Here is a 15,850-nt window from a genome sequence, read left to right on the forward strand (position 1 = left end):
CTGTTGCGATGGAGAACAGGGCCACGATCGCACCCACAACGCTCTCCCCGGTCAGACGGACCGGCGGGTGGCGCGGATGCCGACGACGAGGCCGACGGCGCACGTGGCGGCCGCGGCCACGAGGCCCCACAGCACGGCGGGGTCGGCGAAGGTGCCGCCGAACAGGACGCGCTCGGCGTCGACCATGTAGGTGAGCGGGTTGAACTTCGCCGCCGTCTGCATCCACGAGGGGCCGGCCTCGAGCGGCAGCATCATCCCGGACAGGATGAGCAGCGGGAACAGCAGCGACTGCTGCACGCCCCAGAACAGCCACTCGCGGTTCTTCGACGCCAGTGCCAGGGCGTGCGACAGCGCCCCGACCCCGATGCCGAACACGCCGAGCAGCACCAGGCCGGTCAGCGCGGGCAGCACGTGGAACGTGAACCCGAACGGGATGCAGACCGCGGCGATGATCAGCCCCTGCACCAGCAGCGGCGCGAACTCCTTGAGCGCCCGGCCCACGAGGATCGCCGAGCGGTCCAGCGGCGTCGCGAGCACGCGCTCGTAGGAGCCGGTCATGATCTCGTACAGCAGGTTCGAGCCGGTCATCGAGGTGCCGAACAGCGAGATCATCACGATCACGCCGGGCACGAACCACTGCAGCGTGTCCGCCGTGCTCGCGCCCTGCCCGCCGAACCCGCCGCCGAACGTGCCGGTGAGCAGCGGCCCGAACAGGCCGAGGAAGATCAGCGGCTGCAGCAGCGAGAAGATCAGGGTGAACGGGTCGCGCAGCACCAGGAGGATCTCGCGGGTGAAGACCGCCCCGGTGTCGGTGACGAACTTGCCCGGCCCGGTGCGCGTGACGATCCGCGGCGCCTCGTGCTGCGCCGTCGTCGTGGTGGTGCGGGTCTGCTCGGTCATGCTGCCGCCTCCTCGCGCAGGCTCCGGCCGGTGAGGTTGAGGAACACGTCGTCGAGGCTCGCCTGACGGGCGCTCGCCGACGTCGTGGCGATCCCCGCGACGCGCAGGGCCTCGATGACGGCGGGCAGCGTCTCGGCTCCCGCCGCTGTCCCGACGCGCACCCGCAGCCCGCTGTCGTGCGCCGTGAGCTCGACGTCGCCGAGGGCGTCGGGCAGCGCCGACCGGACCGCCGCGCCGTCGTCGGTCGCGACGACGACGGTGAGGGTGTCGTCGGCGTACCGCCGCTTGAGCACCTCGGGCGCGGCGTCCGCGATGATCTCGCCGTGGTCGATGACGACGACGCGCTCGGCCATGCTGTCGGCCTCGTCGAGGTAGTGCGTGGTGAGCACCACGGTCATCCCGTACCGCTCGCGCATCGCGGTGATGTGCCCCCAGAGGTTGGCCCGCGAGTGCGGGTCCAGGCCGGTGGTGGGCTCGTCGAGGAACAGCAGCGGCGGGTGGTTCATCAGCCCGAGCGCGACGTCGAGCCGGCGGCGCTGGCCGCCGGACAGCGACTGCACGGACCGCTTCTCGAGGCCACCCAGCTCGAGCGCCGCCATGAGGTCGGCGGCGCGCTCCTTGTAGACCTCCGGGGTCAGGCCGTAGAAGCGCCCCTGGTTGTGCAGCTCGTCGACCACCTTGTAGCTGAAGCCGCCGCCGTTGCCCTGCCCGATGAAGCCCAGCCGGGCCCGCACCTGCGCCGGGTGCGCGACGACGTCGTACCCGGCCACGGTCGCCTCCCCCGCCGTCGGCTCCAGCAGCGACGTCAGCATCCGCAGCGTCGTGGACTTGCCGGCGCCGTTGGGCCCGAGGAAGGCGACGAGCTCGCCCTCCGCGACGTCGACGTCGATCCCCTTGACCGCCTCCACGGTCTCCTTGCGACGGCTGAACGTCTTGGTCAGCCCTCGTGCTCGAATCATGTCCGCACCTCTCCCACCCTCATCTCTCGTACGCTGTACTGGAACTAGTCTCGACTCTAGACCGGGGGTCCGACAAGGCCGCGCGCGAGGACGAGAGCCCGGGATGGGAGGATGACGAGCCATGTCGAGCACTACGCCCCAGCCGCCGGACGACGGCGTCCCCCGCCCGCCCGAGGTCGTGCGGCGGCTGGCCCTCCTGTGGGACCCGCCGCAGCCGTCGGGACGCGGCCGCCGGGCCCGGCTCACCCTCGACGACGTCGTGGGCGCGGGCACCGCGATCGCGGACGGCGAAGGGCTCGAGGGGCTGTCGATGCGGAAGGTCGCGGCGCGGCTCGGCGTCGGGGCGATGTCGCTCTACACGTACGTGCCTGGGCGCACGGAGCTGCTGGACCTCATGATCGACCGCGCGTTCGCGGAGCTCGGGCTTCCGCCCGCCACGGCGACGTGGCGCGACGGACTCGCCGCCTACGCCCGCGCGCACTGGGAGCTGTTCCAGCGCCACCCGTGGATCCTGCAGACCAACATGTGGCGCCTGCCGCTCACCCCGTCCGTGCTCGACGCGCAGGAGTGCGGGCTGCGCACCCTCGTCGACACCGGCCTGCCGGAACGCCAGGTGGTGGAGATCGTCGGTCTCGTCGACGCGTTCGTGCGCGGGCTGGCGCGCTCCACCGTCGCGGAGTCCGCGGAGAAGGACGCGTCGGGTCAGAGCAACGACGAGTACTGGACGTCGATGAGCAGCTTCTGGGTGGACCACTTCGACCCGCGGCGCTACCCCACGATGCTGCGGATCTGGGACGCGGGCGGCTTCGACGCCGAGGCCACGCCGTTCGAGGCGTCGCTGGAGCGGCTGCTCGACTCCGTGGGCATGGCGATCGACCGGGCGCGCGGGACTTCCCAACCCGGCGACTCGTCCCTACGATGAACTGGTCCAGACCACCTCTCGTTCGGAGGACACCGTGGAACGCACCGTCGTCGTCGCCATCACCGAGGGCCTGCACGCCCGCCCGGCCGCGCTCTTCGCGCAGAAGGCCGGCCTCCAGCCGGTGCCGGTGAAGATCGCCAAGACCGCCGGCGGCGACGCCGTGGACGCCGCGAGCATCCTCGGGATCATGACCCTCGGCGCCTCGGTGGGCGACGAGGTGGTGCTGCGCACCGAGACCGACGGCGACGACGCCACGGCGGCGCTCGACGCCCTCGTCGAGTTCCTGTCGCAGGAAGCGGTGGCCTGACGGACCGGCCCGTCCGGCCGAGCGGGTTCTTCCACTCGGCCGGCTGGCTGTTCGGCGAGATGCTCGTCGGCGCGCTCGTCGGGCTGGTCGCGGCCTTCGTGCTGTCGGCCGACGCCGTCGAGCTCGCGGCGAACCCCGACGCCGCGCTGGCCTGCGACATCAACGCCGTCATCTCCTGCGGCACGGTCGGCACGTCGTGGCAGGCGAGCCTGTTCGGCTTCCCCAACGCGTTCCTGGGGCTCATCGCCGAGTCCGTGGTCATCACCGTCGCCGTAGCCGGGCTGGCCGGAGCGCGGTTCCCGCGCTGGTTCATGACGGCGGCGCAGACCGTCTACCTGCTGGGGTTCCTCTTCGCGTACTGGCTGCTCTGGCAGTCGATGTTCGTCATCGGCGCGCTGTGCCCGTGGTGCCTGACGATCACCGTCTCCACGACGCTCGTCTTCGCGTCGATGCTGCACTGGAACATCCTCGAGGACACCCTCTACTGGCCCGCCCGGCTGCAGTCGTGGGCGATGTCGCTGGTGCGCTCCGGCGCCTTCGGCATCCTCACCGCCGCGTGGTTCCTGATCCTGGCCGCCGCCGTCCTGCTCAAGTACGGCACGGCCCTCTTCGCCTGACACCGGTCCGCCACCGCGTCGTGGGCGCTCTGCGCACCTCAGACACCGATCACGTCGGCCGCCGCACCGGTCCGCGCGCTCTCGTAGGCGGCGAGGATGATGCCGAGCACGGCGATGCCCTCGGTCTCCGTGTTCAGCGGCCGGCGCCCCGTCTCGAGGCAGTCGACGAAGTCGGCGATCTCCGCCGCGAACGTGTTCACGGACTCGTGCTCGAAGACCTGCTCCTCCTCGCCCCGCACCTTCACGCGCAGCGTCGTGCCGTCCGAGCTGAGCGACCCCTTCTCACCGACCACGCTGAACCGGTCGGTGCCGGGCGCGGCGTCGTACGCCCAGGACGTGACCAGCTGGCCGACGCTGCCGTTGTCGAAGCGCACGAGCACCTGGGCGGAGTCCTCGCCCTCCATGAACGTCAGGCGGTGGGTCGACATCATGGCGAAGGCCTTGACGGGGCGCCCGCCCGACAGGTGCATCAGCAGGTACGTCGGGTGGTAGCCGGTGTCGATGAACTCGCCGCCGCCGCTCGTCGCGGTGTGGGCGCGCCACCCCATGTTGTCGGGGTCGAAGTTGTTGTGGAACGAGTCGGTGGTGCGCACCTCGTACACGTCGCCGAGCACGCCGGAGTCGATGACCTCCTTGGCCTTCGCGACGGCGGGCAGGAACAGCTGGTTGTGCGCGCACATCAGCGTGACGCCTGCCGCCTCGACGGCGGCACGCACCTCGGCGGCCTCGTCGGCGGACAGGCACAGGGGCTTCTCGCAGAGGATGTGCTTGCCGGCCTTGGCGGCGGCCACGATCGCCACCTTGTGCAGGTGGTGCGGCAGGCAGATGTCGACGGCGTCGACCTCCGGGTCGTTCACCAGCTCGGTGAAGTCCGCGTACGCGCGCGCGCCGGTCTCCGCCACACGCTGCGCGAGGGTCTCGGGTACGGCGTCGGCGATCGCGGTGACCCTGACGCGGTCGGGTATCGCGGCGTAGCCGGCGAGATGGGCACCGGCGATGCCGCCGGCACCGATCAGGCCGATACGGACGGGAGGGGTCACGGTCGTGGTGACGGTCATGGTGGGCCCTGTTCTGTGGTGGTGCGGGAGGGAAGGTCAGTGCTGCGCGGCGGCGTTCGCCGCCTCGACGAGCGCGGTCAGCGACCGGGCCCGCGGGAGGGTGTCCTCGAGGGCGGCGCCCGCGTGGATCGAGTCCACCCACTGCGCGAAGAGGGTCGGCTGGTCGGCAGGCAGGGCCACGCGCGACGAACCCTCGCGGGTGACGACCCGCATCACGGCCGTGCCCTCCTCGTCGGTCTCGAAGCCGTAGAGCACGGACCCCTCGGTGCCGTGCACCTCGATCGTGAAAGGGCTGGCCGGCGTGACGAAGCCGGTCTCGATGACGCCGACCGCGCCGTCGGGCGTGGCGACGGTGACCGACGCGTTGTCCTCGACCCCGCGACCCGTCTGGTCGGTGTACGTGGCCTGCACGGAGGTGAGCTCGTCGCCCAGGATCAGCTGGGTGAGGTAGACGGGATGCGCGCCCAGGTCCGAGAAGGCGCCGCCGAGCGCCTCGGAGGCGTCGTAGAACCGGGCCGGCAGCCAGTCGGCGGTGGCGCCGTCGTGAGCCAGGCGGACTCGCGAGTAGGTGAGCCGGCCGAGGGTCCCGACATCGAGGATCTCCCGCAGGGCCTGCGTGTAGCCATGCGTGAGGCGCGGCAGCGAGACGGTGAGCCGCACGTCCGCGTCCGCGGCGGCCGCGACGAGCTTGTCGCACTCCGCGACGGTCGGGGCGAGCAGCTTCTCGGTGAAGACGTGCTTGCCGGCCGCGACGGCCTTGCCGATCACCTCGAGGTGGTCACTGGTGGCGGCCGTGACGGTCGCGCCGTCCAGGTCCTCGCGCGCCAGCAGCGCGTCGAGGTCGGTCGTGGCCTCGACGCCGAGCCGCTCGGCGAGGCCACGACCACGGTCGGTGTCGTCGTCCCAGACGGCGACGAGCTCGGTGCCGGGGTGGTCGACGGCGGCGCGCCCGTACTCCTCGGCGTGCACGTGCCATGCGCTGAGCACGGCGATGCGCAGGGGTGTGGTCATGGGTTTCTGCTCCTGGGTGTCGTGTCGGTCGGTGCGTCGGTTGCGTGCCGGCTCAGCCCGGGATCACGCTGTTCTGCCCGTACGTCGCGGGCATCTGGTACCCCTCGAAGAGCGCCATCTTCGGGGCGACGCTCAGCTGGTTGGTGGCGAGGACCTGCTCCGGGGTCGCCGAGCCGATGATCACCGAGCCCCGGGAGCGCTGGAGCGTGTCCCAGGCGACGGAGCCGACGGGCAGCGGCGGCCGGGACGTGGAGGTTGGCAGCATCTGGCGGAACAGCTCGGCCTTGGGGTTGTAGTTCCGGGCCTGGATCGTCTCGAGGTGGGTCGGCAGGTCGCCGAGCAGGGGCTGGACGATGCTCTGCCCCTCGTACCCCGTGTAGAACTTCATGAACTCCCAGAGGTTGCGGGTCATCCTGGCGCCCTTGGGCACCACCAGGGAGGCGCCGCCGGACCACGAGTAGGTGGTGTCGCCCTCCGCGGCGACCGGCAGCCAGGTGAACTTCAGCGGCAGCTTCGGGGCGTACTTCTCGTTGCTGCGGATGGAGAACGGCCCGGTGGTGGACATCGCGAGCCGCTCGCTGAACATCGCCGTCTGGCTGGGCGGGGAGTTGGGTGGCTGGTAGGTCGCGAAGAAGGCGTCTGCCTTGGCGTAGGGGAACTCGTCAGCCCAGTCGGCGTACAGCTCGAACACGGACCGCCACTGCGGGGTGTCCAGCGTGACCGAGGCGGTCTCGTTCGAGTAGACCTGCGCGTCGAGCCCGAAGGCCCAGGTGTACGGCCAGCCCTCGCCGTCCCAGGGGACGAACCCGAGCTTCTCGAAGTTGCCGCGGGAGTCGGTCGTGGTGAGCTTGCGGCTGACCTCGCGGATCTCGTCCCAGGTGAGCACGTGCTGCGCCGGGTCGAACATGTCGAGGTCGATACCCGCCTCGCGCAGGAGGTTCTCGTTGTACATGATCCCGCGTGCGTCGGTGTTGATCGGCAGCCCGTAGAGCTGGCCGTCGTAGGTGAGCTCGTCGACGGCGAACTGCAACCACTGCTGGGTGAACTCGTCGACGGAGACGCCCTCGTACTTCTCGATGAGGCCCCCGATCGGCTCGAGCAGCCCGATCGACGCGTTCTGGACGGCGTTGAACCGGTCCATCTGCCAGACGTCCGGGGCGGTGCCGCCCCGGACGGCGGTGATGATCTGGCTCATGTCCGCGACGCCGTTGCTCGGCACCTGGTTGACGTCGAGCACGACGCCGGAGCCGGCCTTCGTGGCCTTGAACGCGTCGATGACCTTGAGGTCCTTGTCGGCGTCGGCGGCGCCCATGCCCCAGTAGCGGATGACGGCGTCGCTCGAGGACGCGCGGGGCGCGCACGCCCCCAGCGAGAGGGCGGCGGCGGAGGCCGCGGCGGCGCTCAGGAAGGTGCGGCGTGAGATCACTTGAAGCCTCCGATGGTGATGCCCCGGATGAAGTAGCGCTGGAAGACGAAGAACAGGACCAGCAGCGGCAGGATGACCAGGAACGACGCCGCCATCAGCTGGTTGAACGAGACGTCCTGCGCGTGCACGGAGCGGAACGACTGCAGGCCGATCGAGAGCGTCTGCACGCTCTCGTCCTGCAGGTAGATCAGCGGGCCCATGAAGTCGTTCCACGACGCGACGGCCGCGAAGATGGCGACGGTCGTCAGCGCGGGCTTGGCCGTGGGGAACACGAGGCGCCACAGGATGGTCCACTCGCGGGCGCCGTCGATCCGGGCCGCGTCGAGCATGTCCTTGGGGATCTGCAGGAGGAACTGCCGCAACAGGAACACGTAGAACGCCGAGGCGAACATCGACGGGATGATCAGCGGGAACATCGTGTTGACGAGCCCGAGCCGCGCCCACATGTCGAACATCGGGATGAGCGTCACCGGGAACGGCAGGAAGAGCGTCGCGATCACCAGGTAGAACACGACGTCCCGCCCCGGCCACTTCAGGCAGGCGAAGCCGTACGCCACGATGAAGTTCGAGATCACCGAGAACACCACGACGGAGACCGTGATGATCGCGGAGTTCAGGAAGAAGTGCAGGAACGGCATGGCCGTCACGGCGTCGACGAAGTTGCTGAACTGCCACGACTGAGGGATGAGCGTCGGCGGGAACTTCGCGAGCTCCTCGTCCGACTTCAGCGACGAGGCGATCATCCAGTACAGCGGCAGCAGGAAGATGATCGACAGGCACACCATCACCACGCGCGCGATGACGGTGCTGTACCAGGGGCGACGCGTGCCGTCGGCCCGCCGGTTCAGCTGGTCGCGGTCCGCGGCGCGAGCGGAGCTCCGGCGGCCGGCCGGGACGTCGGTGCGGGGCATCATCGTGGTCATCAGGCGGCCTCCACGTCGTAGTTCACGAACCGGCGCGAGCACCAGAAGATCAGCAGGGCCAGGGCGAGGCCGGCGAGGAACAACAGCACCGCCAGGGCGGAGGCGTAACCGAGCTCCGCGAACCCGAACGCGTTCTTGTAGAGGTACATCATGTAGAACAGCGCCCCCGCGTCGGGGTCGCCGGTGCCGTTGGTGACGATGTACGCCTCGGTGAACACCTGGAGCGCGCCGGAGACGCCGGTGATGAGGTTGAACAGCAGCACCGGGCTGAGCAGCGGCAGCGTGATGGAGCGGAACTGCCGCATCGGACCGGCGCCGTCGACGCGCGCCGCCTCGTAGACCGTCTTGGGGACGTTGCGCAGCCCGGCCAGGAAGATCAGCGCCGCGTTGCCCGCGCCGAGCTGGGCCATCATGACGATCGCGATCTTCACCCCGGTCGGGTCGCCGAGCAGGTTCACGTTGGCGCCGTCGCCGAAGAGGTTCAGCACCTGGTTGAACACCCCGAACTGCGGGTTCAGGAACACGATGAAGATGAACGACATCGCGAACGCCGGGATGAGCGACGGCGCGTAGAAGATCGTGCGGTACCAGGCGACCTCGCGGACGTTCTGGTTCATCGCGAGCGCGAGCGTGAGCGCGACGACGAGCCCGAGCGGCACGGCGATGAGGGCGTAGAACATCGTGTTGCCCGTCGCCTTGGCGACGAGCGGGTCGGCGAACGCCGTGACGTAGTTCCCCAGCCCGACCCAGGTCGGCGAGCCCATGCCGGAGTACCGGGTGAAGCTCAGGTAGATCGAGTACCCGACCGGGTAGAGGACGAAGACCACGATGCCCACCAGCCACGGCGAGATGTATTTCAGCCCGAGGGCGAGGTTGCGCCGGTCCGTCCGCGAGAGGCGGTGACGCGTGCGCTCGGGGGGCGGGCCGGCGGCCTCGTCCACCGGATCGGGTGGTGCGGTCCCCAGGGGCGTTCTGGCCGTCAGTCCGGTCGCAGTCATCGTTCTCCCTCCGCTTCGGCGACGGCACACGTCCGTCGTGGCTGGATGCGGGCCGCTGGCGCCGAGAGGGCGTCGTGACCACGGTGTCCGACGCCACCGGACATTACTCATACCGATGGATATATTCAATGGTCCATCATGGACCCGACGGAAGGAGGGCCATGCGGGCGACGACGATGCCGCAGGTGGGGGCGCGGAACGAGCTGGTCGTCCTGCGGGCGATCCGCGTGTCTCCGGACGGCGTCGACCAGTCGGAGCTGATGGAGCGCTGCGGCCTGTCGCGCCAGGCGGTCTCGCAGATCACCCGCAGGCTGATCGACCGCGGGCTCGTGCGCGCGACGCCCGTGCACACGAACCGACGCGGCAAGCCCGCGATGTCGATGCAGGTCGAGCCCCGGGCGATGCTCGCCGCCGGCGCCCACCTGGATCCTGCCCACATCACGGTCACTCTGGTCGACATGCGCGCCCGACCGATCGCGAAGAGGTCGCTCGCGCGTCCCGGGGAGGACCCGGAGGCCGACGTCGAACGCATCGGCGAGGCACTGGACGACATGCTCCGAGAGCTCGGGGCCGGGCTGCCCGGCGGCAGCGCCGGCACGATCGGGATGGGCGTCCAGGGGATCGGCGTCGCCGCGCCGGGCGGTCTGGACGCCGCCCACGGCACGGTGGTCGCTCCACCGTGGCTGCCGGGCTGGCGCGACGTGCCGCTGCTCGACCTGATCCGCGCGCGGACCGGCCTGCCCGCAGTCCTGGACAAGGACACCAACGCCGCGCTGACCGCCGAGTGCTGGCCCGGTCGGTTCGCCGTACAGGAGACCGTCCTGTACCTGTACGTCGGCGCGGGCGTGGGGTCCGCCGTCGCTGGCGACGGCACCATCCACCGTGGGGCCACGGTCCAGGCCGGGGAGATCGGCCACCTCCCCACCGGTGTCGACTCCACCCGGTGCCGCTGCGGCCGCCTGTCGTGCCTCGCGCTCCACACGGACATGAACCGCTTCCTGGACAAGGCGCGGCGCGCCGGCGTACCGCTGGACCCTCACGACACCGACGCGGCGGCCCTCGCCACCCTGCAGGAGCGGACGCGCGGCGACGCCGCGGCACGGACGCTGGTCGAGGAGTACGGGGCCGCGCTGGGCGAGGCCGTGCGCACCCTGATCAGCATCCACGACCCGCACCGCGTCATCGTCGGCGGCCCCTACTGGGGGTATCTGGCCGAGCACGCCATGCCCCAGGTGCAGCGCGTGGCGCGACGCGCGCGGGACGGCGCGCACGACGTCCCGGTGACGTCGTCCACGTTCGGCGACGACGTGGGGGCGATCGGTGCCGCCACGCTCTTTCTCGAGCGCAAGCTCTCGCCGGCCACGGCCTGAGACTGCCCTGGCATGTTGTGGGCGCTCGTCTTGCGTTGTTCGGTCACCGAATAGCGCCGAACGAGCGCCCACAACACCTACAGGCCGAGAGGCTCCAGGACGTCGGCGAGCTCGCGCCGGACGGCGGAGCGGGCGGCGTCGGCGTCGGGCTGCTCCAGCGCCACGTGGGCGAGGTCGCGGCACCGCGCGAACGACACCTCCGCCAGCACGGCGGCGACGTCCGCGAGCGCCCGCGGCGTCATCGACAGCGACTTCACGCCGAGGCCCACGAGCACGGGGGCCAGGACGGCGTCGGCCGCCGCCTCCCCGCACACCCCGACCGGCCGGCCGTGCGAGTGCGCGCCCTCGCAGGTGGCGCGCACCAGCTCGAGGACGGCGGGCTGCCACGACGTGGACAGCGCGGCGAGGTCGCCGAGCATCCGGTCGGCCGCCATCGCGTACTGCGTGAGGTCGTTGGTGCCGATGCTGCCGAACGTGGCGTGCTCGAAGATCCACCGCGACCGCAGCGCGGCGGCGGGGACCTCGATCATCGCGCCGGCGCGACCCAGCCCGTGCGCCTCGCAGGCGGCGACGAACGACCGCGCCTCGTCGGTCGTGGCGACCATGGGCGCCATGACCCACACGTCGGCGGACTCCGCCTCGGCGGCCGCCGCGATGGCCTGGAGCTGCCGGTCCAGCACCTCCGGGTGGGCGACGGCGGTGCGCAGGCCCCGGACGCCGAGCGCCGGGTTGGGCTCGTCGTCGGCGGTGACGAACGGCAGCGGCTTGTCGGCCCCGGCGTCGAGGGTGCGCACCACGACCTTGCGGCCCGCGAACGCGGACAGCACGCCCCGGTAGGCCGCGACCTGCTCCTCCACGGTCGGCTCGACGTCGCGCCCGAGGAAGCAGAACTCCGTGCGGAACAGGCCCACGCCCTCGGCGTGCGCGGCGACGGCGGCCTGCGCGGCCTCCGGGTCGGCCACGTTGGCGAGCAGCTCCACCCGGTGCCCGTCGGAGGTGCGGCCGTGGCCGTCGAACTCGCGCTCGACGCGCACGGCCGCGCGCGCCGCCTCGACCTCGGCGTCCGACGGGTCCCGCAGCACGGTGCCCGCGCCGCCGTCGACGACGACGGTCTCGCCCTCGGCGATGCCCTCCGCACCTCGCGCCGCGACGACGGCGGGGATGCCGAGCGCGCGCGCCAGGATCGCGGTGTGCGACGTCGGCCCGCCGCCGCTGGTGACGATCGCGACGACCGCCTCCGGGTCGAGGGTCGCCGTGTCGGCGGGCGCCAGGTCCTCCGCGACCAGCACGAACGGGTGCCCCGGCGAGGGGACGCCCGGCGGGCGCACGCCGGTGAGCTCGGCGACGATGCGGTCGCGCACGTCGCGCACGTCGCGGGCCCGCTCGCTCAGCGGCGGGCCGAGCGGCTCGAGCTGCGCGGCCAGTGCGTTCGCGGCGTCCCACACGGCCCGCTCGGGGGTCGCGGCGGACTCGCGGACCCGCCGCTCCGCGTCGGCGGCGAGGGTGGGGTCGGCCGCCATCGCGGCGGTCACGGCGAGCACGTCGGCCGCCGTCCCCGTGGCCTGCGCCGCCTGCGCGGCGAGGCGGTCCCGGACGGCCGACGTCGCGGCGCCCAGCCGGGACACCGCGTCGTCGGCACCGGCCGTGCCCGACGCGTCGATCGTCGCCTCGGGGGGCTCCGGGACGGGGGCCGGCATCGTCACGACGACGCCGGCCGCCCGCCCGGGGCTCACCGGGGCACCGGTGAGGGTGGTGCTCATCAGCCCGCGTCCTTGCCCTTCCCGGTGGTGTCCCCGCCGTCCGGGGCGCCGGCCGCCGCGGCCGCGGCGGCGTCCTCCTTCTGCTGCTCGACGCCCTGGTCGCCGACGACGGCGGCGGTCGCCTCGGGGTCGTCCTCGCGGCCCGGGGTCTTGAGGTTCCACTTCGTGATGACGAACCGGAACAGGACGTAGTAGAGGACGCCGTACCCGAGGCCGATCAGGACGAGCAGCACGGGCATCTCGGCGATGCGGAAGTTCAGCAGGTAGTCGATGGCGCCCGCGGAGAACCCGAAGCCGTCGCGGATGCCGAGCGCGTTGACGAGCGCGAGCGAGCTGCCGGTGAGCACCGCGTGGATCGCGTACAGCGGGTAGGCGACGTAGACGAACGCGTACTCGAGCGGCTCGGTGACACCGGTGACGAAGGCGACGAGCGCGGCGGAACCGAGCACGCCGGCGATCACCTTGCGGTTCTTCGGCTTGGCGGTGTGGATCATCGCGAGGGCCGCTGCCGGCAGGGCGAACATCATGATCGGGAAGAAGCCGGTCATGAACGCGCCCGCCGTGGGGTCGCCGTTGAGGAAGCGGGCGATGTCGCCGTGGACGATCTCCCCTGCAGCGGTCTCGTACGAGCCGAACTGGAACCAGGGCAGCGAGTTCAGCAGGTGGTGCAGACCGAACGGCAGCAGAAGCCGGTTGACGGTGCCGAAGACGAAGCCGCCGAGCACGGTGGAGCCGGTGACGAACGCACCGATCTGGTCGTTGAACAACCAGTCGAACGCCGGGTAGATCAGCGAGAAGACCACGCCGATGAGGACCGAGACGCCCGCCGTGACGATGGGGACGAACCGTCGCCCGCCGAAGAACGCCAGGTAGGCGGGCAGCTTGATCCGGTAGAACTTCTGGTACAGCAGCGCCGCGGTGAGGCCGATGACGATGCCGCCGAGCACGCCGTAGTTGATGAGGATCTGCTCGCCGTTGTCGTCGACGCCCAGGCCGATGGCCGGCGACAGCACGTCGGTGACGCCCGTGAACACGAGGTACCCGATGAGCGCCGCGAGGCCCGTGGTGCCGTCGGACTTGCGGGCGTACCCGACTGCGACGCCCAGGGCGAAGAGCACGGGCAGGTTGTCGATCAGGGCGCTGCCGGCAGCTCCGAGGACGTCGGCGACGGGCTGCATCCACGGGAGGGTGCCGGCGACACCGTCGGCGCCCAGCATGTCGGGCTGGCCGAGGCGCAGCAGCAGCGCGGCGGCGGGCAGCGAGGCGATGGGCAGCATCAGCGAGCGGCCGACGCGCTGCAGCTGCGCCAGGCCGGGGACTCCCCGCTTCTGCTTGGTCTCTGCGACCGTGGTCATGGTTCTCCTCCGATGGATGGCCCGGGGGCGGGCATGTCCGGCAGGCCGTGCCTGCGTCGTCCGGCGGCAGTGTCGCGACGTCGGGGCGTCATTGCCGGTGATCCACACGCTGCCACCGGCAGGTTGTCTGGACCACTTGCAGGAAGAGTGGTCTAGACCTCATGATGTGTCAACCCCGCGCTCTCCGCCGGGGGACAGCGCACCGGTGGCGGGCGGCGATGCCCGAGAGACACCCGATACTGGTGCCGATGTCGCACAGCACGCAGATCGATGCCGATCACAGGGCAGGACAGGACACGCGGATGGTCAGGGACAGCGCTCGCTCCGGCGAGCACAAGTACCTCGCGGTGCGCGCGTTCCTCGCCGACCTCGTCACGACGGAGCTCGCCGTCGGCGACGCCATCCCCTCCGAGCGCAGCCTCACCGAGAAGTTCGGCGTCTCCCGCATGACCGTGCGGCAGGCGATCGACGCTCTGGTCACCGAGGGCGTGCTCGAGCGCGCACAGGGCCGCGGCACGTTCGTGGCCCCGCCCCGCGCCGACTTCGAGATGCGCCTGACGACGTTCGGCGAGGAGGCACGGCGCCGCGGCCTCGTCCCCGGCGCCACGGTGCTGCGGTGCGAGCAGCTCCCCTCACCAGCCGTGGTCGCCGAGGCGCTGGACCGCGAGGTCGGCACCCCGGTGCACCACGTGGTGCGGCTGCGCACCGCCGACGGCAACCCGATGAGCGTCGAGGAGTCGTGGATCCCCGTCGACCTCGCACCCGACCTGCTCGACGACGGCGTCCCCGACAGCCTCTACGCCGCGCTGCGCGAGCGCGGCCTCGACCCGACCTGGGGCGAGGAGGTCATCACGGCCGCCGACGCCACCCCCGAGGAGCTCGAGTCCCTGCAGATGCAGGGCTCCCGCGCCGTCATGCGGACCGCCCGGCGCACCTTCGGCGGCGACGCCGCCGTCATGTACTCCCGTGCCAGCTACCGCGGCGACCGGTACAGCGTCTTCGTGCCGCTGCGCGAGGCGCGGCCCACGCTCGTCCCCCGCACCCGGTCCGCCGGCGACGCCGGCCGCCCGGCCCAGCCTTCCGCACCCCCCGGACGCATCCCCGAAGGGAGCCCCCGATGAGCACGCCCGACCCCGACGCGCAGCTCGCCGCCTCGATCCTCGCCGGCCTCGGCGGGGTGGAGAACATCGAGGAGATCGACCCGTGCACCACCCGGCTGCGGTCCCTCGTCAAGGACCCGGCGCTCGTCGACCCCGCGCTGCTGAAGCGCGCCGGCGCGTTCGGCGTGATGATCAACGGGCGGGTCGTGCAGGTCGTCGTCGGCCCGCGCGTCGACACGATCGCCTCCGACCTCGCCGAGCTCATGTGACCCCGACGCACGCGAGCCAGGCGGCCCCGCCCCCACCGACCCCCGGAATCTCCACCCGGACCCACCAAGGAGCATCATGAGCAAGGCACAACAGATCCTCGACGCCCTCGGCGGCGACGACAACATCGTCGACCTCGAGCCGTGCATCACCCGCCTGCGCGTCGAGGTCGAGGACCCCGCCAAGGTGGACGACGCCGCCCTCACCGCGGCCGGCGCCATCGCCGTCGTGCGCTCCGGCATCGCGATCCAGGTGATCGTCGGCCCCGAGGCCGACACCCTCGCCTCCGACATCGAGGACCTCCGCTGATGACGGCGCTGACCGTCCTCGCGCCCGTCACCGGCACCGTCGTCGACGTGTCCGAGGTGGACGACCCGGTGTTCTCCGCCGGCCTCGTCGGCCCCGGCCTCGCGATCGAGCCCGACGGCGCCCGCGGGGGCGAGGCGGTCGCGCCCATCACGGGCACGATCGTCAAGCTCCACCCGCACGCGTTCGTCGTGCAGCACGACGACGGCCGCGCCGTGCTCGTGCACCTCGGCATCGACACCGTCAAGCTCGGCGGCGAGGGCTTCACCACCCACGCCTCCGAGGGCGACGTCGTGCAGCGCGGCACCGTGCTGGTCACCTGGGACCCGGCGACCGTGCGCGAGGGCGGCAGGTCCGCCGTCTGCCCCGTCGTCGCGCTCGAGGCCACGCCCGACGCCGTCGACCGGCTGGCCCAGGTCGGCACGACGGTGGAGCACGGCGAGGACCTGCTCACCTGGGGCTGAGCCACCCGCCGAGGTAGTTCGAAAACTGCCGAGGTAGTTCGAGACTTGCCGAGGTAGTTCGCAGGGCCGCGAGGTAGTTCACTACCTCGCGAGACTCGAACTACCTC

At 71.6% G+C, this 15,850-nt stretch carries 17 protein-coding genes; 8 read left to right on the forward strand and 9 right to left on the reverse strand.

Going from position 1 to position 15,850, the window contains the following annotated elements:
* Nucleotides 1-51: 51 nt before the first annotated feature.
* Together ACFUVW_RS12535 and ACFUVW_RS12540 are read right to left on the reverse strand one after the other, a co-directional pair.
* Nucleotides 52-900 carry an ABC transporter permease gene (locus ACFUVW_RS12535; protein WP_430571657.1) on the reverse strand — a complete coding sequence of 283 codons (849 nt, stop codon included), beginning with the start codon at nt 898-900 and terminating at the stop codon, nt 52-54.
* Nucleotides 897-1,859 carry an ATP-binding cassette domain-containing protein gene (locus tag ACFUVW_RS12540; RefSeq protein ID WP_430571658.1) on the reverse strand — a complete coding sequence of 321 codons (963 nt, stop codon included), beginning with the start codon at nt 1,857-1,859 and terminating at the stop codon, nt 897-899. The genes ACFUVW_RS12535 and ACFUVW_RS12540 overlap by 4 nt, the downstream gene beginning before the upstream one ends.
* 121 nt (nt 1,860-1,980) lie before the next feature.
* Between ACFUVW_RS12540 and ACFUVW_RS12545 the strand changes: the two genes are divergently transcribed.
* From ACFUVW_RS12545 to ACFUVW_RS12555, 3 genes are read left to right on the forward strand one after another with little or no spacing between them, the layout of a single operon-like run.
* The gene (locus ACFUVW_RS12545; protein ID WP_430571659.1) at nt 1,981-2,781 is read left to right on the forward strand and encodes a TetR/AcrR family transcriptional regulator; all 801 of its coding nucleotides are present in this window, start codon (nt 1,981-1,983) and stop codon (nt 2,779-2,781) included.
* Between the two features lie 34 nt (nt 2,782-2,815).
* The gene (locus ACFUVW_RS12550) at nt 2,816-3,088 is read left to right on the forward strand and encodes an HPr family phosphocarrier protein (protein WP_430571660.1); all 273 of its coding nucleotides are present in this window, start codon (nt 2,816-2,818) and stop codon (nt 3,086-3,088) included.
* Nucleotides 3,089-3,147: 59 nt separating this feature from the next.
* Complete coding sequence (locus ACFUVW_RS12555; protein ID WP_430571661.1) at nt 3,148-3,705, forward strand: vitamin K epoxide reductase family protein; 558 nt, start codon at nt 3,148-3,150, stop codon at nt 3,703-3,705.
* A 38-nt stretch (nt 3,706-3,743) separates the two neighbouring features.
* On the opposite strand, the gene ACFUVW_RS12560 is transcribed toward ACFUVW_RS12555, so the two are convergent.
* From ACFUVW_RS12560 to ACFUVW_RS12580, 5 genes are read right to left on the reverse strand one after another with little or no spacing between them, the layout of a single operon-like run.
* Nucleotides 3,744-4,763 (reverse strand): Gfo/Idh/MocA family protein, encoded by a 1,020-nt coding sequence (locus ACFUVW_RS12560; protein WP_430571662.1) that lies wholly within the window; start codon nt 4,761-4,763, stop codon nt 3,744-3,746.
* A 36-nt stretch (nt 4,764-4,799) separates the two neighbouring features.
* Nucleotides 4,800-5,774, reverse strand: coding sequence for a Gfo/Idh/MocA family protein (locus ACFUVW_RS12565; RefSeq protein ID WP_430571663.1), 975 nt, complete (start codon nt 5,772-5,774; stop codon nt 4,800-4,802).
* 52 nt (nt 5,775-5,826) lie between these two features.
* Nucleotides 5,827-7,200: an extracellular solute-binding protein gene (locus tag ACFUVW_RS12570; RefSeq protein WP_430571664.1), complete on the reverse strand. Its 1,374-nt coding sequence runs from the start codon at nt 7,198-7,200 to the stop codon at nt 5,827-5,829.
* Entirely contained in the window at nt 7,197-8,123 is a 927-nt protein-coding gene (locus ACFUVW_RS12575; protein ID WP_430571665.1) for a carbohydrate ABC transporter permease, read from the reverse strand. Before ACFUVW_RS12575 ends, ACFUVW_RS12570 begins: the two co-directional genes overlap by 4 nt.
* Entirely contained in the window at nt 8,123-9,121 is a 999-nt protein-coding gene (locus ACFUVW_RS12580) for a carbohydrate ABC transporter permease (RefSeq protein WP_430571666.1), read from the reverse strand. Before ACFUVW_RS12580 ends, ACFUVW_RS12575 begins: the two co-directional genes overlap by 1 nt.
* Nucleotides 9,122-9,282: 161 nt before the next feature.
* Between ACFUVW_RS12580 and ACFUVW_RS12585 the strand changes: the two genes are divergently transcribed.
* Nucleotides 9,283-10,491: an ROK family protein gene (locus ACFUVW_RS12585; RefSeq protein WP_430571667.1), complete on the forward strand. Its 1,209-nt coding sequence runs from the start codon at nt 9,283-9,285 to the stop codon at nt 10,489-10,491.
* A 77-nt stretch (nt 10,492-10,568) separates the two neighbouring features.
* Here the strand turns inward: ACFUVW_RS12585 and ptsP are convergent, their stop codons facing one another.
* Both ptsP and ACFUVW_RS12595 read right to left on the reverse strand, forming a co-directional pair.
* The gene (ptsP, locus tag ACFUVW_RS12590; protein ID WP_430571668.1) at nt 10,569-12,251 is read right to left on the reverse strand and encodes a phosphoenolpyruvate--protein phosphotransferase; all 1,683 of its coding nucleotides are present in this window, start codon (nt 12,249-12,251) and stop codon (nt 10,569-10,571) included.
* Nucleotides 12,251-13,606 carry a PTS transporter subunit EIIC gene (locus tag ACFUVW_RS12595; RefSeq protein WP_430571669.1) on the reverse strand — a complete coding sequence of 452 codons (1,356 nt, stop codon included), beginning with the start codon at nt 13,604-13,606 and terminating at the stop codon, nt 12,251-12,253. Before ACFUVW_RS12595 ends, ptsP begins: the two co-directional genes overlap by 1 nt.
* Before the next feature lie 302 nt (nt 13,607-13,908).
* On the opposite strand from ACFUVW_RS12595, the gene ACFUVW_RS12600 reads away from it, so the two are divergent.
* From ACFUVW_RS12600 to ACFUVW_RS12615, 4 genes are all read left to right on the forward strand, one after another.
* Nucleotides 13,909-14,727 (forward strand): GntR family transcriptional regulator, encoded by an 819-nt coding sequence (locus tag ACFUVW_RS12600; protein ID WP_430571670.1) that lies wholly within the window; start codon nt 13,909-13,911, stop codon nt 14,725-14,727.
* Nucleotides 14,724-14,975: a PTS transporter subunit EIIB gene (locus ACFUVW_RS12605; protein WP_430571671.1), complete on the forward strand. Its 252-nt coding sequence runs from the start codon at nt 14,724-14,726 to the stop codon at nt 14,973-14,975. The genes ACFUVW_RS12600 and ACFUVW_RS12605 overlap by 4 nt, the downstream gene beginning before the upstream one ends.
* 76 nt (nt 14,976-15,051) lie before the next feature.
* Nucleotides 15,052-15,282, forward strand: coding sequence for a glucose PTS transporter subunit EIIB (locus tag ACFUVW_RS12610; RefSeq protein WP_430571672.1), 231 nt, complete (start codon nt 15,052-15,054; stop codon nt 15,280-15,282).
* Complete coding sequence (locus ACFUVW_RS12615; RefSeq protein ID WP_430571673.1) at nt 15,282-15,743, forward strand: PTS glucose transporter subunit IIA; 462 nt, start codon at nt 15,282-15,284, stop codon at nt 15,741-15,743. Before ACFUVW_RS12610 ends, ACFUVW_RS12615 begins: the two co-directional genes overlap by 1 nt.
* Nucleotides 15,744-15,850: the final 107 nt, after the last annotated feature.

The organism is Isoptericola sp. NPDC057391 (assembly GCF_042668085.1).
Classification (GTDB): domain Bacteria; phylum Actinomycetota; class Actinomycetes; order Actinomycetales; family Cellulomonadaceae; genus Isoptericola.